At 31.7% G+C, this 18,720-nt stretch carries 17 protein-coding genes and 1 riboswitch; of the genes, 3 read left to right on the top strand and 14 right to left on the bottom strand.

What is annotated here, in order from left to right; translation table 11 throughout:
- Positions 1 to 214: 214 nt before the first annotated feature.
- The 3 genes from bsdE14_RS15115 (at position 215) to bsdE14_RS15105 (ending at position 3,178) form a co-directional block, all read left to right on the top strand.
- The gene (locus bsdE14_RS15115) at positions 215 to 685 is read left to right on the top strand and encodes a hypothetical protein (RefSeq protein ID WP_264850812.1); all 471 of its coding nucleotides are present in this window, start codon (positions 215 to 217) and stop codon (positions 683 to 685) included.
- Between the two features lie 26 nt (positions 686 to 711).
- Positions 712 to 1,998: a DUF4097 family beta strand repeat-containing protein gene (locus tag bsdE14_RS15110; protein ID WP_264850810.1), complete on the top strand. Its 1,287-nt coding sequence runs from the start codon at positions 712 to 714 to the stop codon at positions 1,996 to 1,998.
- Between the two features lie 244 nt (positions 1,999 to 2,242).
- Positions 2,243 to 3,178, top strand: a complete 936-nt coding sequence (locus tag bsdE14_RS15105; RefSeq protein ID WP_264850809.1) for an alpha/beta hydrolase — start codon at positions 2,243 to 2,245, stop codon at positions 3,176 to 3,178.
- A gap of 66 nt (positions 3,179 to 3,244) precedes the next feature.
- Here the strand turns inward: bsdE14_RS15105 and mntR are convergent, their stop codons facing one another.
- From mntR to cobS, 14 genes are all read right to left on the bottom strand, one after another.
- Positions 3,245 to 3,715 (bottom strand): transcriptional regulator MntR, encoded by a 471-nt coding sequence (mntR, locus tag bsdE14_RS15100; protein ID WP_264850808.1) that lies wholly within the window; start codon positions 3,713 to 3,715, stop codon positions 3,245 to 3,247.
- A gap of 145 nt (positions 3,716 to 3,860) precedes the next feature.
- Complete coding sequence (gene ymfI / locus bsdE14_RS15095) at positions 3,861 to 4,601, bottom strand: elongation factor P 5-aminopentanone reductase (protein WP_264850807.1); 741 nt, start codon at positions 4,599 to 4,601, stop codon at positions 3,861 to 3,863.
- 14 nt (positions 4,602 to 4,615) lie between these two features.
- Positions 4,616 to 5,509 (bottom strand): GGDEF domain-containing response regulator, encoded by an 894-nt coding sequence (locus bsdE14_RS15090; protein ID WP_264850805.1) that lies wholly within the window; start codon positions 5,507 to 5,509, stop codon positions 4,616 to 4,618.
- Between the two features lie 20 nt (positions 5,510 to 5,529).
- Positions 5,530 to 7,773 (bottom strand): ATP-binding protein, encoded by a 2,244-nt coding sequence (locus bsdE14_RS15085; RefSeq protein ID WP_264850804.1) that lies wholly within the window; start codon positions 7,771 to 7,773, stop codon positions 5,530 to 5,532.
- 170 nt (positions 7,774 to 7,943) lie between these two features.
- A complete protein-coding gene (locus tag bsdE14_RS15080) occupies positions 7,944 to 9,326 on the bottom strand; it encodes a cobyrinic acid a,c-diamide synthase CobB (protein ID WP_264850803.1) in 1,383 nt (460 codons plus the stop codon).
- Positions 9,327 to 10,400 carry a nicotinate-nucleotide--dimethylbenzimidazole phosphoribosyltransferase gene (gene cobT, locus bsdE14_RS15075; RefSeq protein WP_264850802.1) on the bottom strand — a complete coding sequence of 358 codons (1,074 nt, stop codon included), beginning with the start codon at positions 10,398 to 10,400 and terminating at the stop codon, positions 9,327 to 9,329.
- A 12-nt stretch (positions 10,401 to 10,412) separates the two neighbouring features.
- Entirely contained in the window at positions 10,413 to 11,477 is a 1,065-nt protein-coding gene (locus tag bsdE14_RS15070) for a pyridoxal phosphate-dependent aminotransferase (protein WP_264850801.1), read from the bottom strand.
- Positions 11,478 to 11,499: 22 nt separating this feature from the next.
- A complete protein-coding gene (cbiB, locus tag bsdE14_RS15065) occupies positions 11,500 to 12,438 on the bottom strand; it encodes an adenosylcobinamide-phosphate synthase CbiB (RefSeq protein WP_264850798.1) in 939 nt (312 codons plus the stop codon).
- 4 nt (positions 12,439 to 12,442) lie between these two features.
- Entirely contained in the window at positions 12,443 to 13,930 is a 1,488-nt protein-coding gene (locus tag bsdE14_RS15060; RefSeq protein ID WP_264850797.1) for a cobyric acid synthase, read from the bottom strand.
- Positions 13,931 to 14,068: 138 nt separating this feature from the next.
- A riboswitch (cobalamin riboswitch) is annotated at positions 14,069 to 14,260 on the bottom strand.
- A 42-nt stretch (positions 14,261 to 14,302) separates the two neighbouring features.
- Positions 14,303 to 14,893, bottom strand: a complete 591-nt coding sequence (gene cobU, locus bsdE14_RS15055; protein WP_264850796.1) for a bifunctional adenosylcobinamide kinase/adenosylcobinamide-phosphate guanylyltransferase — start codon at positions 14,891 to 14,893, stop codon at positions 14,303 to 14,305.
- Between the two features lie 72 nt (positions 14,894 to 14,965).
- Positions 14,966 to 15,706, bottom strand: coding sequence for a TIGR03943 family putative permease subunit (locus tag bsdE14_RS15050; protein ID WP_264850795.1), 741 nt, complete (start codon positions 15,704 to 15,706; stop codon positions 14,966 to 14,968).
- Between the two features lie 40 nt (positions 15,707 to 15,746).
- On the bottom strand, positions 15,747 to 16,820 hold the full coding sequence (locus bsdE14_RS15045) for a permease (RefSeq protein ID WP_264850793.1): 1,074 nt from the start codon (positions 16,818 to 16,820) through the stop codon (positions 15,747 to 15,749).
- Positions 16,821 to 16,958: 138 nt separating this feature from the next.
- Entirely contained in the window at positions 16,959 to 17,720 is a 762-nt protein-coding gene (locus bsdE14_RS15040) for a hypothetical protein (RefSeq protein ID WP_264850791.1), read from the bottom strand.
- Positions 17,721 to 17,969: 249 nt separating this feature from the next.
- On the bottom strand, positions 17,970 to 18,719 hold the full coding sequence (cobS, locus tag bsdE14_RS15035; RefSeq protein ID WP_264850789.1) for an adenosylcobinamide-GDP ribazoletransferase: 750 nt from the start codon (positions 18,717 to 18,719) through the stop codon (positions 17,970 to 17,972).
- Position 18,720: the final 1 nt, after the last annotated feature.

Genomic DNA, 18,720 nt, shown 5'->3' with positions numbered 1-18,720 from the left:
ATTTATATTCCAAAATTATTAAAATTTTACACAAAGTGTTTAAATGTGCAAAAAAATGAGATATGATATTATTAAGTCACTGATAAAACATTAACATAATTCATTAATTTGAGATTTTTGTTAAGACTTTCTTAAGATTTTATTGTACTTTTTCTTAAGGATTGTGTAATACAATTATTACATAATCAGTTAATTAATAAAGGGGATGTTTTTAGTGAGAAATCAAAAATCAACTGCAATGTTTTTTTCAATTTTACCAGGGGCTGGACATATGTACTTGGGGCTTCAAAAACAGGGAATCCAAATAATGGCGCTTTTCTTTTTAACTATTTTTTTAAATGATTGGCTACACATAGGATTCTTTGGGATTATTATACCAATCATATGGTTTTATGCAATGTTTGACGTAAGAGAAAAGGCAAAATCTGAAATACCGCCTGAAGATAAAGATCTTGATATTATAACTTGGCTTAACTCTAAAAGTAATTCGTCGCAAAATACTAGCAAATTTTTAGGAATCATTTTAATTGCTGTTGGATGTATAGCTTTAATTGATAAAATTGTATTTCCTATTCTTGACACATTAATAAGCTGGAACGTAAGAAATTATCTTCAAACAGGTTTAGTTTCATTAATCTTTGTTGCTTTAGGGATTAAATTATTACTAGGAAGTAAAAAATATTAATAATTATGTAAATAGGGGGTTAAAGAATGAGAAGATGGAGAGTAGGTACCCTTACTCTGGGACTTTTACTTATAGTTCTTGGTTCAGCTTTCTTTATAGCAAGAACCTCAGGAATAATAACAGTAACACAAGTACTTAGCTGGTGGCCAATAGCAATAATTTTATTAGGTATTGAATTACTTTTAAGCGGAGTAATAGTAAAAGGTGAAGATTCAAAAATTAGATTTGATGGTTTTAGTATATTTGCTATCATTTTAATTATCTTGTACTGTACAGGAGCTTTTACATTAACTAAAATTAATAGTCACATAAATTTCTCAGGTATACCTTTTTCAATAAACAATTACAGGTATGAGGAAAGCTTCAAGAAGAACTTAACAATTAATGCTAATGGCAAAAATACGCTAGTTGTTGAAAATCAATTTGGTACAATTGAGGTTGGCAAAAGCTCTAGCAATAATATAGAACTGGATGCTGAAATCAAGCTTAACACCAATGATGTAGACTATGCAAAATCAATTTACAATTCACTAGTTGAAGTAACTGACAATAATCCAGTTAAGATTACTACTAATTTCAACGCTTTAGATAAAGGAAAAGCTAATGTGAAAAATATCAATCTAGTTATTAGAGTACCAGAAAATATAGCATTAGATTTAAAAAATGAATTTGGAAAAATAGATGTTAATTCAGTATCTGGAAAAACAACTATTTATGATAAGAATGGATCAATTTCAGTTAAAAATGTTACAGGAGCACTTGAAGTAACCAATGAATTTGGCTCAATTGCTGTAGACTCAATAAAAGGAGATACTAAAGTAATAAACAAAAATGGAAGCATTAATATTACTAATATAGATGGTTCCTTGTATACTGAAAATAAATTTGGTTCTATAACTGTAAAGGATGTTAAAAACAGTACAGAGGCTTACGGAGAAAATGGTAAAGTAACCCTAGAAGCTATCGGAGGGGATGTTACTTCTACAAACAAGTTTGGCACAATTCAACTAAAAAATGCTGGTGGAAAAGTAAAGCTTTCTAATAATAATGGAAGTGTTACTTTTGAAAACAACCAAATTATATCAAAAAATGTAAGCATAGAGAGTAAATTTGGTTCAGTAACTCTAAGAGTTCCTAGAGAGCAGCAAGGGAAATTCATTCTTCATACAAAAATGGGAAGTATAAAAAATGACTTTGATCTTCCTGTAAAAAAGACTGTTAATGAGAGTAATGTTAATTCCAGCATTGGCAATTCTGATATTGAATTTAATATTAATAATGATAATGGAAGTATAAATATTAATACAAAATAATAAAAAAATAATATTATTAATTTATTAAAAGAGAAGCTTTGTAACCATAGCTTCTCTTTTTTGTATAATATTAATATCAAAGATTTTTATAATAACATAAAATATTTATCCTATTTTATGTTATACTACTATGTGGGAATAATAAAGGTTTCATATCCTTTTGAGCACTTTTCATAATACTTCCACTACAATAAATAAGTATAAATGCTATAATATTATAAACACTCTATTAAAGGAGGGTTATATGAAGAAGAAAATTATTTGGTCTATAGTTATTATAATTTTTATCGCAGTTAACTCTGTGGGCATATATGTAGGTAATACACTTTACAAAGAATCCTATAAGTTAGAAACTGCCAGCGTGTCAGCAGTGTATAATATATATAAATATACCTTTGACGATATAAAATTTTATAGTTATCTGAAAGAGGATATGAGTATTGAATCAAAATATGGCTATAAACTCAATGGAACTTATATTTATAATCCTAAACATACAAAAAACACTGTAATTCTAGTTCATGGAATTAGGGATAACAGATGGAGTTCATTGAAATATGTAGATATGTATATAGATAAGGGCTACAATGTTCTTATCTACGATTCTCGTCATCACGGAGAAAGCGGCGGGGATACTATAACCTATGGCTACTATGAAAAGTATGACTTAGATGCATTTGTGAACTGGGTTTGGGACAAAAATGGTCCAGGCATTATAGGTGTTCATGGAGAATCAATGGGGGCAGCAACTGCACTTCTTCATTCTAAAATAAATGAAAACCAGCACAAAGTTGCTTTTTATATTGCAGATTGCGGCTACTCTGATTTATCAACTATTTTTTCAAAAGGCTTAAAGGAAGGATATAATATAAAGAACCCAATATTAAATAAAACATTACTGTTTTATGGAAGTATGGTTTCCTTATTTAGGTCTGGTTTTGCCTATGAGCAAGTATCACCAATAAATGCTATTAAAGATGTAAATACTCCAATTATGTTTATTCACGGACAAATGGATACTATTGTTCCAGTTTCAATGAGCAAAGATATGTACAATGTTAAAAAAGGTCCAAAAGCTATTTATATTTGTTCTACTTCAGCTCATGCAGGTACTTTTGTTAAAGATAAGCAGACTTATATAAAAAAAGTATATGAATTTTTAGATACTTATGTTAAATAAAGCTGTCCTTCTTATGAGGGCAGCTTTTTTGCTTTATACTATTTAAATAATACTTATAGTTGCTATCTATATTTCCTTATTCTTGCGATAATTATCAAAGGAACTAATGAACTGTGGGTTTTGCTTAATAAATTCAATAAAATCCTTAAGATACTCTAAGGTTTCAGGGCTAATAGTGTGTTCTATTTTTTCAGTCTCCTCTAGTACACCTTGAGAGATTCCAATTAACTTTAAAAAGCTTTCTATTGTATTATGCCTTTCAAGTAGTGTACTCCCCATCAATTTGCCCTGCTCAGTTAATATAATTATGCCATACTTTTCATAGTTTACAAGTTTTAATTCAGCAAGTTTTTGAACCATCTTTGTAGCTGAAGGAGGCTGTACATTCAACGATGTAGCTAGCTCGTGAATCCTTGTAAACCCGCTATCTCTGGACAATCTATATATCATTTCAAGATAATCCTCCATAGATGCAGTTAATAAGTCATACTCCTTTTTCATGTATTCTCTAAACGTAAAAAAATCTTCACTCCCCATATAATATCAACCCCTAATAAACTCTTATAAATTATATGTTTAAAAGAGAATATTTATTAGTATAAAAATAAAAACTCTATGCCATAAATACAGCCTAGAGCCCTAACTTCTATAAAAGAATATTTTAGATTTAAAACTACATTTTTTAAAGCATTCCTCCATCAACAGTGATAACCTGCCCTGTTATATATTTCGAATCATCACTTGATAGAAAAGCAGCCAGTTTGCCTATATCCTCACCCTCACCAAATTGCATCATAGGAATTTGATTAATTAACTGTTCTTTTTCCTCCTGAGACAAAAACTTATTCATATCTGTATTTATAACCCCTGGGGCTATAGCATTAACACGTATACCTGAAGGAGCGATTTCTTTTGCTAGAGCTTTTGTAAAACTATTCACAGCCCCTTTTGAAGCAGAATATATTACTTCATAGGAAGCACCTACATTGCCCCATATGGAGGATATATTTATAATACTTCCACTCTTTTTTTGCAGCATATAATTAAGTGCAGCATGACTGCAGTTAATTACACTTTTCAAGTTTGTATCTATTACCCTATTCCACATTTCTTCATCAGCATCAGCAAAAAAACCTAGCATAGATATCCCCGCATTATTCACTAGAATATCAATTTTACCAAAACTCTTCACTACTTCATCAATAGCATTTTTGCAGGTACTATAACTACTTACATCACCCTTTATTAAAATTCCATAGCCTCCTAAAGCTTTAATTTCTTCAAGAGCCTCTTCTGCAGCTAAATCGTCTTTTATATAGTTTAAAGCCACACTTGCTCCGGCTTTAGTCAGTTCTAATGCTATATTTCTTCCTATTCCTCTAGATGCTCCTGTGACAAATGCCACCTTCCCCGATAAATTCATTAAGTAACTCCTTTCTATATAATAGTCATTTCACATTTATTTCTACCACTTTTCTTTGCTTCATATAAAGCTATATCTGCTATTTTTATTATATCATTCTTAGATGCTGTACTTTGTGACTTCTTTAAACATACACCTATGCTCACAGTAACTTTAATGCTATTTCCATTCACTTCAAATACATGCTGTTCTACATTCTTTCTAATTCTATCACAAATATCTAAAGCCTGTTCATTAGTTACTTCAGTTAAGACTATACTAAACTCTTCTCCTCCATACCTACCAATAATGTCACCTGTTCTAACTGTATCAGTAAGTAAAGCTGAAATCTCTCTTATTACCACATCCCCCATCATATGACCATAAGTATCATTTATACTTTTAAAGTAATCTATATCAATCATTAAAAAAGCAATATTACTATTTATCCTCTTAGCCTTATCTAACTCTACTTGAAACAGCTCTAGCAAAAATGTATGATTATATAACCCGGTTAAACCATCTCTAATTGCCATTTCTCTTAGTTTATCATTTATAGTTTTATAATTATAAGCTGAATAAATTCTAGCTACTACCTCAATTTCGTCCACAGGCTTTTTTATATAATCAAAAGCACCAAGTTCTAATGCCCTTTTTAAATCAGTGCTTTCAGTTTTAGCAGTTATCATAATTACGGGTATGTTATAGAGTTCTGAATTCTGTTTTATTAATTTACACACTTCGAACCCATCAAGCACGGGCATCATTATATCAAGCAGGATTATGTCAGGCTTAAATATAATAGCTGCCTCAATTACTTTGGTGCTCTCATTTATGCATTGTGTTACAAATCCTTCATCTTCCAGTATTTCTTGTAGTAAGCGTAAGTTTACTCTATTGTCATCTACAATAAGAACCTTAATACCCATTTATTATCACCAATCCAATATTATATTTTAATTTCTTTAGTCCTTGATAATACCTTCTTAACTGCACTTAAAAGTTCTTCTTGAGTAATTGGTTTAACTAAATATTCGTCTGCATACATTTTATAAGCCAAGCTCTTTTCATTTAGTACGGACACCATAATAACAGGTATATTTTTAGCAGCAGTACTAGTTTTCATCTCTGATAATATTTCCCACCCATCTTTATTGGGCATTATAATATCCAATATTACTAAGTCTGGTTTAGCTTCAGTAATTATCCTTACAACATCTTCAGTACCATTTAAACATAATACATTAAAATTATTATCATTTAGATACTCCTTATAAAGTTTTAAAATGTTAGTATCATCATCAATGCATATAATTTTATTATTAATGTGTAATTCACTTTCTTCTATTGTTTTTGGCTGCATATTATTAATGGGAAGAGTTATAGTAAAGCAGCTCCCCAGACCTAATTTACTCTCTGCATCTATACTGCCACCAAGCATTTCAACAAATTTCTTAGTTATTGATAATCCCAATCCTGTTCCACCAATTTTTCTAGTATAAGAACCATCTATTTGTCTGAATTCCTCAAAAATTATTTTTAAATTTTCTTCAGCTATTCCTATACCTTCATCTTTAATAGATATTTTACACCTGTCATTAATTTTTTCAACTTTTAATTCTATAGTCCCAGTTTCAGAATATTTTATAGAATTGCTTAATAAATTAATTAATATCTGCTTTACCTTTAATCTATCACTATACATATTTATAGGATAATTACTGTTAAATTTCACTTTATACTTAATAGGTTTTCCTTCAATTAAAACTTTAATCATATTACTGGTCTCTTCTATCACTTCTTCAAGTCTGAATTCCTCATTATATACTTCCATTTTACCAGCCTCAATCTTAGAAAAATCCAACAGGTCATTTATTAGATATAATAAATGATATGCCTGTTCCTTTACAATATTTAGATTTTCTAGCTGCTGCTCTGGAAGTAAGCCTTTTGATTTTTTTATAACCCTAGTGGTAAATCCTATAATAGAATTCAATGGTGTTCTTAATTCATGGGACATGTTGGCCAAGAATTCACTTTTTAGTCTGCTGGATTCTATAGCCTGCTGCGTTTGTTCCTTTAGAGCTTCATTTTTCTTTTGCAATTCTATTTCACGAATTTCAATTGCCCTTTGCATTTTGTTAAAGCTAGCAGCCAAATCATCTAGCTCACTTTTAGTCTTTATATTTATTGAACTTTTATAATCCCCCTCAATAATATTCTCAGTATTAACAATAATCTCATTAATGGGTTTTACAATGTTTATATTTACACCAAACGCCAGTACAATACTTGCTAAAATCACTATAGCTGACAAAGCTATAATAACCATAATTAATTTATTTATTGGCTCTAAAAGATAACTACCCTTTATTTCAATAACCAGTCCAACCTGTAGTTCGTTAATCCATTGATATGTACAAAAAACACTATTTCTATCACTATCTACGTACATTTCACTGCTTATTTTTTTATCTTTTATATCTTCTATAGCCTTTAAACTCACATTATCATCATTTAATATACTATTATTCCTTGTATGCTTGCTCATATTATCACTATTATTACTAATCAAGGCATTTTTATCATCAACTAAATAAGCATGTGCCCATCCTCCAAATTCTAAAGAACGAACAACATTATTGATATTTTCTAAGGATATAATGCCAACTAAAACATACTTTGGCGTATTTTCCTTTAAAATTGGTTCCCCTATAGCTACTATGGGAATTCCCTTTTCTGTACTTTCATATATTCCTGTAATAGTAGTTTTACCACTTATACTATTCACAAAATACTTTTTCTTTGATAAATTTATTTTAGAAGCTCCACTGGCAGAATTGATAACAATTCCATTTTCATCAAGAATCAATATATCATAAAAGCTATCTTTCCAAGTGGCTTGGTCTTTAATTAGCTTTGTTATCTTTTCTGACTTTAGTTCTTGGTCTGTTAAATTACTTAAATAGACAGCTTGATTTTTAACATCATGTTTCTTTCCATTTAACCAGCCCAATATCAAATTAGCTGAATCCTTCCTATAATTTTCTATCATAGTTAGCTGCTGACTTTCTAAAGATTTCCTTGTGTTGTTAAGTAGTACGTATACTATAGCAAGAATTGTCACGCACATTATTATTAAGTAGGATAAAAACTTCTTTGTGAATATTTTACTTTTAAAAAGATTTTGCATCTTTTCCACCTCATAGAATAGTTTAAATCTAAGTCATAACTCTTTTTGAGTTAATTTTATATTCTATTATCGAAAGGTTTTTAGCATAATAAAGAGGCTATCTTACTGTAAAATAGCCCCATTTCTATAAGCTCGGTGGCTTTTATTTATGCCCAGCCTAGCTAATCAATCTATTTATTTTTATATTCCAAATCACAATCAGCAATATATTTTTTATTAGCATTTATGCCTATTAATTCCTGTAGCATGTCCATATTATTAAAAAAATGTACATGTGCATATCCAGCAATAGCATTCTTCTTAAAATATCCACAATCCCATTTTATTATTTCACCATTAACTAACCTTTTCTCCACTTTATACACAGTGCTTTCTTCAAGCTCTACATAAGATTTATGAAATTCCTGACAAGTTATTCTCAAATCCTTTGAAAGCATGGATTTTGAGTTTTTAATGTTCAGCTCTGCATATCCAAAGTTTTGAAGCTTTTTACTCATAAAAGCACTTCCTTTGAAAAAGCCTACAGCATAATAAAAATACTCTTTGCTATCAGCATCATTAAAAATCTTTTCAGTTAGATACATAAGCCCCCCACATTCAGCATAAGTCCTTCCTCCCTTTTCAAGATAGTCCCTTATACTTTTTAACATTGGCTTATTGCTGCTGAGCTGCTCCGCAAAAACTTCGGGATAACCTCCTCCTATGTACAAAAAGTCTATATTTGATGGGATACTCTTATCCTCAAGTGGACTAAAATATACTACCTCACCTAGCTCCTCTAAAAGTTCTAAATTTTCCTTGTAGTAAAAACTAAAAGCCTTATCCATGGCAACTGCAGTTGTAATACCTTTATCCTTTAGATGAAATTTATCCTTGTATACCTCTGTTTCTCTAAAAGCTTCAATTAAACTGTCCATATCCACATAACTTTCTAAAAGCTTGGAACATCTATCTATTTTTTCCCCTAACTCCTGTACTTCACTACTTTGTACAAGTCCTAAATGCCTTGACTTTAACTCTAATTCACTGCAATTAGGCACATATCCAAAAACCTTTATATTACAGTAGGTTTCTATTGAAAGCTTCAATAAATTATAATAGCCTTCTGATACGTTATTAAGTATTACTCCTGCAATATTGATATTATCAAAGCTTATCATACCATTTATTTCTGCACATAGAGTAGCAACCTGCGCTTTAGGGCTTATCACCAACACCACCGGTAAATTAAGTACCTTTGAAACATGAGCTGTAGAATATTCTGTATCTATTCCCTTCCCATCATAAAGCCCCATTACTCCCTCTATAACTCCGTAATGTCCAAGACCTCTAGAATAACTTGCCTTTACTCCATCTTCTCCCATTAAATATAAATCTAAATTTCTAGAAGACTTCTTAGTAATAAAAGAATGAAAGGCTGTATCTATATAATCTGGACCTACCTTATAACCCTGCACTTCATAGCCTCTATTTATAAGTGCTTTCATAATTCCCAAGGTTACTGTAGTTTTTCCGCCTCCACTGCAATTAGATGAAATTACTATACTCCTCATTTACTTTTCCCTTATATCAACTAGGTTTTCATTTGACATAATTGTTTCATTAAAGGTATACATATTATTCATGGCAGCTAATGCAGCTTCTATTATGTTGAATGCCATAGGACATCCAGTCCCTTCTCCTAGTCTCATTCTTAAATTTAATATTGGTTCAAGTCCTAATTCTTTCATCATATATGCTGCTCCTGGCTCCGCAGAAAGGTGAGAGCTAAACATATAGTCTCTAGCAAGTGGATTTAATCTATAAGCACATAGTGCTGCTGCTGAAGAAATAAAACCATCTATTACTATTGGCACCCTATTTTTAGCAGCTCCAAGATAACATCCGCATAGTCCAGCAATATCAAAGCCCCCAACCTTTGCAATAACATCTATTACATCCTCTTTGTTAGGTGAATTTAAGGTTATAGCTTCTGATATTACTCTTTTCTTGTTAATATACTGTTCCTCTGTAAGTCCAGCCCCTTTTCCCACTACTGTTTCAACTGGTAATTCGGAAAGAACACTGAGTACAGCTGCACTAGTAGTTGTATTTCCTATACCAACCTCTCCTGTACCCAATAAATCATAGCCTTCTGCAACAAGCTTATCTACTGTCTCAATTCCTATCTCTATTGCTCGCACGGCTTCTTCCCTTGTCATAGCAGATCCTTTAAGGATATTCTTAGTTCCTTCTGCTATTTTTTTATTAATTATTTTTGGATTATCAAACTTGCCCTTTACACCAATATCAACAATTGTTAACTCTGCATTATTATGCTCTGCAAGCACACATACCCCTGTTACTCCCATAGTAAAATAATTAGCCATAGCATAAGTTATCTCTTGGGGTGCTGCACTTACACCCTCATCACATACTCCATTATCAGCGCACATTACTACTATGTTTTTCTTGCTAATTTTGTTTTTTACCTTACCAGTAATTCCTGCCATTTTTGCAGCAATGTCTTCTAAAGCTCCTAAACTACCTATAGGTTTTATCAAATTATCTAGTCTTTCTTCAGCCTGTGCTATTGCCTCCTTATCAAGGTTTTCTATTTGTCTTAAGGTATTTTCTAATATCCCCATCTGTATATCCTCCTATATATTTTTTAAAGCATTTATGAGTGTTGCATTATTCTTTCTATCTTTTACAGCAAACCTTACGAAGTTTTCATCTAGTCCCTTAAAATTACTAGCTCTTCTTATTAGAATTTGCTTTTTTAAGCATCTTTCATATAGAGTATCACAATCAATGCCCTTAAGTTTACATAATATAAAATTGGCATGGGTTTTATAAACTCTGCTAATACATTTAAGCTTGCTTAGCTCCAGTTCTAAAAATTTTCTCTCTTCTGCAATCCATTTAAGGGAAGAAGCTGTATATTCTTTATCTGTTAAAGCGTATATTGCAGCTATTTCTGCAAAGCAGTTTATGTTCCATGGATTTTGCTTAGCTTTAAGTTGTTTAATTAAGCTTTTGTTGCTGCTAATACCGTAGCCAAATCGTATCCCAGGCATAGCAAAAAATTTTGTTATTGCCTTTATGATTAATAAGCACTTATATTTTTCAATCTCCTTAATAACACTGTGTTCTCTATCCCCTGTAAATTCTATAAAGGCTTCATCCACAACCACGATCTTTTTATTTTTCTCACAATAATTAAGTATTTCTTTAAACTTATCCCTATCCAGTATTCCTCCATTAGGATTATTAGGATTCCCAATGATAAAACTGTCAACCTCCCTCAATTTATTATTTATATCTTCATAATCATAATCCATATTCTCGTCTAAACTGGAATATAGAATTTCACACCTAGCTTTAACAGCACTTAACTCATACTCTAGAAATGATGGAGTTAAAATGAGAACCTTCTTACTATGTCCTATACATAAATCTATTACCTCTGATGCTCCATTTCCTAATACAAAGTTATCCTGAGTTAAATAACTAACCTTATAAGTTTCTCTTATATATAAATTTAAGCTTTCAATTAGCTTTCTATATTCTATATCTGGATACCTCACTAAAGCCTCTACAGCTTTATTCATATTATCCAAAAATGATTTTGGAACTCCTAACGGATTAATATTTGAACTAAAATCTATTAACTCTCTTCCTTTAAGCAATCCTGCTGAATAAACATCTCCACCATGTATCATTGCCATACTCCTTTAACAAGCTCTACTTTATGATAAAAACAATTAAATATATAATAATTAAAATAATCTCTGAAGCATACATTAGCTTTATAGTGTCTAAAATGTGTCTATATCCAAGTTCTTTATTCTTATTTCCTATAGTGGGCTTATACACAAGCTCTCCAAAATATCTGTTTATCCCACCTAATTGAACTCCCATGGCACCTGCTGCAGCTCCTTCAGGGTAGGCACAATTTGGGCTTTTATGATTTTTCCTGTCCCTCCACATTATCTTCAGGCTATGAACTATATTACCATTTACAATTGGTGCTGAAAGAGCAATAAGAATTCCTGTAATTCTTGATGGTATATAATTAAAAACATCATCTACTTTTGCTGGAAAAAAACCAATATATTTATATTTTTCATTCATATATCCCAGCATTGAATCCATTGTATTAATTGCCTTATATAGCATGGCGAGTGGTGCTCCTCCTACCATAGCAAAAATTAATGGAGCAATTACTCCATCTGAGGTATTTTCTGCTACTGTCTCCACATCCGCTCTTATAATTTCGTAAGCGTTTAACTCATTTGTATCCCTGCCTACAATATAGGAGAGCTTTATTCTAGCACCTTCTAAATTACCTTCTTTTAACTCTTCATAAACTTTTATAGCTTCCTTGTGCAGACATTTAGCTGCAATTACAGTCCATAAGAGTAATATATTAATAATATGGTATAAAAGCTTGTAATTACTGATAAGCCTTAAAATAATGAACGGAATTATAAAGCTTATAAAGCCAGTAACTAAAACTATTAATCCTCCCCAAAGCTTAAGAGTACTTTCCTTTTTACACAGCTTTCTGCCGCTCTTTTCAAGACAGCTTATTAGTTTACCAATATAAATTACTGGATGCGGAAACCAAGAAGGATCTCCTATTATAAAGTCTATTATTACTGCTGCAAGTATATCTATCAACGTATCACCAGCTTTTAGGCACAACGCCCATAATTTTATATATATATTCCATATTTAAGCTTTTTCTTACCGTATCTGCCAGCTTATCTAGCTCCTTTTCACGCAGGCTTTCATAGGCTATGGACTTTTTCTCCATAATTTTCTTTTCCCTTCTAATAGAATTTAGCAGCTTTTCTCTAAACTGAATTCCATCAAAGATTCCATGAATATAAGTGCCCATAATATTACCCTTTTCATTTATCGCACCATCTTCATAGCATACTTTTTCACCATTCTTTTCAACTATTTTAAATAAAGGTCTGCTTTCTTTACCATAACTACTTACTCCCATATGTATTTCATAACCATAAACACAGCTTGAGTCTTTTATTCCTTCAGCTCTAACTCTGGTAGTAACCTTATCATTATGAAAAACCGTATTTATATCAAGTAGTTCCATGCCTTCAATTTTCTCAAGTTCTGTTTCGGCAAAATAAGGGTCCACAATGCTCTTTCCCAGCATTTGATATCCACCGCATATTCCTATAATTTTCCCACTTTTACTGTATTCCTTAATACATTCTTCAAGGCCTGAATTCCTTAATGCTATTAAATCACCGATAGTATTTTTACTACCCGGAATAACCAATAAATCAGGCTTTCCAAACTCCTGTACTGAAGTAATAAATCTTACAGATACATCTTCTTCAGCTTTGAGAGCATCAAAATCAGTGAAGTTTGATATTCTTGGAAGCTTTATAACAGCTATATCAATAGGTGCATTAACATTTTTATTAAATTCCACAGCACCATCCTCATCCTCAAGCTGAAGCCTAAAATATGGCACCACGCCAATACAAGGAATATGTATAATATCTTCCAGCATATCAAGTCCAGGATTTAAAATCTCTACATCCCCTCTAAACTTATTTATAATAGTTCCTTTTACTCTTTTCTTTTCATCGTCGTTTAGGAGCAGCATAGTTCCAGCTAGAGAGGCAAAAACTCCTCCCTTATCAATATCCCCTGCTAAAAGGACTGGTGCGTCTACAAGCTCTGCCATGCCCATATTCACTATATCCCTATCCCTTAAATTTATCTCTGCAGGACTTCCTGCTCCCTCCATAACTACTATATCAAAATTCTTCTCCAGTTTTTCAAAATGCTCCTTAAGCATACTTTTAAATTCTAGTTTCAAGTTATGATATTCCATTGCTGTAGAATTTCCATACACCTTGCCATTCACTATTATCTGGCACTTTTTATCTGAGGTAGGCTTTAAAAGTATAGGATTCATATATGCCTCAGGCTCTAATCCAGCTGCATAGGCCTGAAGCACCTGGGCTCTTCCCATTTCTTTTCCGTCCAGCGTTATGTATGAATTTAAAGACATATTTTGTGATTTAAACGGTACAACCTTAAATCCATCCTGTTTAAAAATTCTGCATAGTGCTGTAACTAAAATACTTTTTCCTACAGATGAAGCTGTGCCTTGAATCATGATTCTTGCCATGAAAGTACCCCCTTATAATTCTAAGCCTATTAAAAAGAAAAAAAGTGGCAAGCTTTTCAGTTCACCACCTTTATAAAATAAAAAAACCGACCTAAAGTCGGAGTTATATCTATGTAAAGACCTTTCCCACCGAAAGCTTTGTAACTATGTACTCAGGCAGGTCTCCTGGCTTGTGAATCTTCCTCATCCCGACCTTCCTCAATGCTTTTCATAATTAATCATCGAGTGGTATTTCAAGATTTGTCCTCACTTACAGTAGCGGGGGCTGCTGCGGATTTTAACCGCATTCCCTTTTCACCCATTATAGGCACCTAAGTTTGTATTCAATTTCCATATCTAGTGTACAATACCTGTAATGACTTGTCAACTCCATTACTTTAACTTAACAGGTAGACCACAAGCGACTAAATATACCTCATCACATAATGAAGCTATAAATTGATTTATACTTCCAGCCATATCCCTAAAAATTCTGCTAATTTTATATTCAGGAACTAAGCCGTATCCAACTTCATTAGTCACCATTATAAGCGTCTTATTTAGCTCCTTTGCCTTTGAAATTAATTTATAAAATTGATTTTCTATTTGTTTATATAATATCTCCACTTCTTCTAATGACATATTATCGAAGTCTCGTTCTGTGCTAAACATTAAATTTGTAAGCATTATGGTAACACAATCCAGCATAATTGTATCTTCTTTATTGCTTTCCAGAACTAAATCTAAATCCTTAAATCCTTCATAGGTTGTCCATTTTTCATTTCTTCTTTCAATATGTTTTTTGATTCTGTTTTCCATTTCCGCATCAGTAATTATTGCTGTAGCAATATATAATACTTCATCCCTATTTTTAAGCATTTCTTCAGCATATTTGCTTTTCCCACTTCTACTTCCTCCAGTTACTAAAATAACTCTATTCTTCTCCACACTGAAACCTCCCTGCCTTCTCTTAGTAATAACCATTCAAATACTAATACTAATTATATACTCAATCAATTAATTGCAAAACAAAAACTGCATAAAAAACTGCAGTTTTTATTCATATATATATTTATTTACTGGATTATCTACTGTTTCCATATTCTCTATCTTTATTATAAATATTCTGCCGCCCTTCTTATCCCTAGTTGAGTCCACTATTCCATTAACTTTAACCCATTGATCCTGCTTAAAATCTTTTACATTCTCATACTGACATAATATAGCTATACTTTGTGCATCTGCTGCACAGCAGCTTAATAGCATTCTTCCAATTAAGAATTGATTTTTATCTAAGTCCTTTTCCTTTAAAATAAAGCCTTCAAATTCAACCTTTTTACCTTTATACTCATCAGTGTGTGTATTTAATTCATTAACAACATCCAAAAAATTTTTGTTATTTAAGATTATTTCATCCTTGTCTAAATAATTTATTCTTACAAAATCGTGTATATGCTCATGGTTAAAATGATTTTGTCCATTTACATATATTCCTTTATTTTCAGCGGCATCTGCATTCAACCCTTGTGGATTTACGTAAATCCCTAAAATTAGTGGTACCATAAAAATTACATATCCGTACTTAATTTTATTTTCTTTTCTACTGGTGAAAATCCTACCCAGCTGATAAACAGATAATATAATAAAAAATATAAATGCAAACTTAACATAGCCGTCCATTTTAGGGTGTATAAACAAGCTAATCCTCCCTGTAAAAATTAATGAGCCAATATAATAGGAGAAGCATACAAGAATAATAAACCAAACAATTTCATTTATATTTAATGTCTTCTTCAAATCAATTTTTCTCCTTTCACTTGAAACACTGGGAAGTATGTTAATATCCAAAAATCCATGATGGTATAAATCCAACTGCAACAGCTGCTAAGAAACAAATAGATATTATTAAAAATATAAGCTTTACTACAAATCCTAATTTAAAATTTCCGCTTAGCATTATAGTATTCTTTATATCAATCATTGGCCCTAATATTAAAAAACCAATAATAGAACCAACTGTAAATTGATTTAAAAAGGTTCTTGCTATGAAGGCATCAGTTTCAGAACAAATGGATAAAACAAAAGCTAGAGTCATCATAACAATTATTGAAGATAGGTTTCCTGAGCCTATTGATAAAATTAACTGTCTCGGAATAAAAGTTTGCAGTGCAGCAGCTAAAAAGGCACCTATAATAAACAACTTGCCTACATCATAAACTTCTGAATTAGTATGTCCAATTATTTCAGACCATTTGCTATCATCATGCTCATGTAAATGTTCATGATGATGATGGTGACCATGGCTATGGCTATGATAGCCACAGCTGCATTCTTGTTCATCATGATTAATATTATTTTTCAATGGATTATTTGTTTGTAATATACTAACTAAATACCCAATAATCATTGCTGAAGCCACTCCAAATCCAGCCCTAAGAAAAACCATATAGGGCTTACCTAAAAATGCATAATAAGTTGATGCAAGCACTATAGGGTTAATTATTGGTACAGCAAGCATAAAGGTTACAGCCATATTTAGTGGCAGTCCCTTTTTTATTAGCCTTTTAACTATAGGAACAATTGCACATTCACATACTGGAAATAAAAGACCCATAAATGCTGCTATAAAGGTCCCCATAAGCTTATTTCTTGGAATTAATCTAGCTAATCGTTCCTCTGATATAAATACTTGGATCAGGGATGAAATAAAGGAACCCAAAATTATAAAAGGAATTCCCTCCAGAATTATGCTAAAAAAAATTGTAGTAAAATTATTTAATGTGCTCTTATTTATATACAATAATGAAAATGAATTTAATATATATACTATAACTACAACAATTACGGCTGCAGCTAATATTTTTATCAGTTGATTCATATTATATAAAAATCTTTGTCCTTTTGCCTCCATACTATACCCCCGCAACTTTCTTATTATGGACATTTACTATATACTATGTCCACCTTTTATAGTTTATGTTAAATAAAAAACTTACAAAAAGGTCTTTATTAAAAATAAAGACCTTTTTGTATAAGATTATTCTATTTTTTACCTTTGCATTTGTGCTTTATCAATTGCTCTTTTAACAGCTAGTTTCCAATTATTTATTATTGTTGGGTCAACATTAGTTTTTATATTTACGTCCCAAGTTTGTTTCTGAATCATAGCATTAGTTAGGTCCTTTCTAGCTTGTGCAAGAGTAGTTGAAGTTCCAGTGCCTGCTGCTGTTCCAGTATTATTGGTTGTAGTTCCACTAGTTGAGTTTCCAACGGCTGAACCTGTAGCTCCACCTACTGCTGCTCCTGTTGCTCCTCCTACTGCTGCTCCTGCAGGCCCACCAGTAGCTCCTCCTATTGCTGCTCCAGCTGCTCCTCCAGTAACTGCACCAGTACCTGTTCCTACATTACCTCCAGTAATCCTTCCAGAAGTTCCATCGGTTGTACCTCCCGCAGTACCTCCAGTGCCCATATTAGTTCCCCCAGTTGTATTATTTGGTACAACATTATAAACCATATCCCTACCTTGAGGGTCTACAGATTTTAAGTTTATATCTGTAATTTTTCCTTTAGTAATATATACTGTGGCAGACTGCATTCCTGTAGCTGTCTGGTCACCATTTGCAGTATAAACTCCATCTGCATAAGTTGCACCTGTTCCTGTAGCTGTTCCTCTATGACTTGGTACACCATTTTGTCCTACTGTACTTCCTTTATTAACGCCATCCCTGTAGGAAGTTGTTCTATTTGCACATCCAGCTGTTAGAGTACATAATATGGCTGCTGTAGTTACTATACTTACAATCTTTTTCATAACTCTACCTCCAATTTTTAACTTGTACATTTTTACTATAGCTTCATGAATTAAGTAAAAAAGTCTTTCTAATTTAATTCTAAAATAAATATAAAGTATAAAATTTTAGGCATAAAAAAACTTAATAGCAGGATTCAATTTCTTTTATCCTGTTATTAAGTTAACCTTATAGCCTATTTTTTATGCCTTGAGGATTTAGAGTTTAAATTCATTATATGTAATATAATCACAATTTATTATAAAAACCTATTAGCATGAAAACCCAATTAAAACAAGCATTGAAATAATCTCAACTAGTTCATTATTTGCACCTAGAATATCTCCAGTTATTCCTCCAATTTTACCATTACAATACTTATTAAATAAAAGTGTAATTAATATAATAGTTGCACATAATAATACTGTTTCTTTAAATCCTATGAGTAATAAGCATAATACTCCACTGGATAAGAAAGCTATGATAGAATATATGATATTCATATTTCCTATAAACAAATTTCCAGATCCGGTACTTTTAGCTGGTTTTCCAATTAGAGATAATAATACTATTGAAGCTCTTGAAGCTATTGGAAGTGCAATTATAATTAAAGGATTTCTTTGTATCATATTTTCATAGGCTAAAAATTTTAATAATAAGTCCATCACAATTGCAATGCAAGCATATGTACCTATGCGGCTGTCTTTCATTATTTCAATAATTCTATCCTTGCCTTTAAAAGCGTAAAATCCATCACAGGTATCTCCCAGACCATCAACATGTAATCCTCCTGTAAGTAATATACCCGCTAGTATTACAATAACTGTTACAATATTTAAAGGCAGTGCTTTGATTAGCAAATAATAAAATCCCCATTGAATTCCTCCAATTATTCCACCTATAATTGGAAGAAAAAGTGCCCCCCTTTTAAAATCCTCAGATTCACAATTAAGACTCTTATTTATAGGTATTCTTGTAAGAAACTGAAGCATTAATAAAAAATCATTTAAGTATTTTTTCATA

The organism is Clostridium omnivorum, assembly GCF_026012015.1.
Lineage (GTDB): Bacteria > Bacillota > Clostridia > Clostridiales > Clostridiaceae > Clostridium_AX > Clostridium_AX omnivorum.
Note: the sequence above shows the minus strand (reverse complement) of the source record. Positions and strands in the feature narration are given on the sequence as shown.

Coding starts and splice junctions, on each gene's coding strand:
- bsdE14_RS15110 (WP_264850810.1), top strand. CDS start 712: ATGAGAAGATGGAGAGTAGGTACCCTTACTCTGGGACTTTTACTTATA.
- bsdE14_RS15105 (WP_264850809.1), top strand. CDS start 2,243: ATGAAGAAGAAAATTATTTGGTCTATAGTTATTATAATTTTTATCGCA.
- mntR (WP_264850808.1), bottom strand. CDS start 3,715: ATGGGGAGTGAAGATTTTTTTACGTTTAGAGAATACATGAAAAAGGAG.
- ymfI (WP_264850807.1), bottom strand. CDS start 4,601: ATGAATTTATCGGGGAAGGTGGCATTTGTCACAGGAGCATCTAGAGGA.
- bsdE14_RS15090 (WP_264850805.1), bottom strand. CDS start 5,509: ATGGGTATTAAGGTTCTTATTGTAGATGACAATAGAGTAAACTTACGC.
- bsdE14_RS15085 (WP_264850804.1), bottom strand. CDS start 7,773: ATGCAAAATCTTTTTAAAAGTAAAATATTCACAAAGAAGTTTTTATCC.
- bsdE14_RS15080 (WP_264850803.1), bottom strand. CDS start 9,326: ATGAGGAGTATAGTAATTTCATCTAATTGCAGTGGAGGCGGAAAAACT.
- cobT (WP_264850802.1), bottom strand. CDS start 10,400: ATGGGGATATTAGAAAATACCTTAAGACAAATAGAAAACCTTGATAAG.
- bsdE14_RS15070 (WP_264850801.1), bottom strand. CDS start 11,477: ATGATACATGGTGGAGATGTTTATTCAGCAGGATTGCTTAAAGGAAGA.
- bsdE14_RS15060 (WP_264850797.1), bottom strand. CDS start 13,930: ATGGCAAGAATCATGATTCAAGGCACAGCTTCATCTGTAGGAAAAAGT.
- cobU (WP_264850796.1), bottom strand. CDS start 14,893: ATGGTTATTACTAAGAGAAGGCAGGGAGGTTTCAGTGTGGAGAAGAAT.
- bsdE14_RS15045 (WP_264850793.1), bottom strand. CDS start 16,820: ATGGAGGCAAAAGGACAAAGATTTTTATATAATATGAATCAACTGATA.
- bsdE14_RS15040 (WP_264850791.1), bottom strand. CDS start 17,720: ATGAAAAAGATTGTAAGTATAGTAACTACAGCAGCCATATTATGTACT.
- cobS (WP_264850789.1), bottom strand. CDS start 18,719: ATGAAAAAATACTTAAATGATTTTTTATTAATGCTTCAGTTTCTTACA.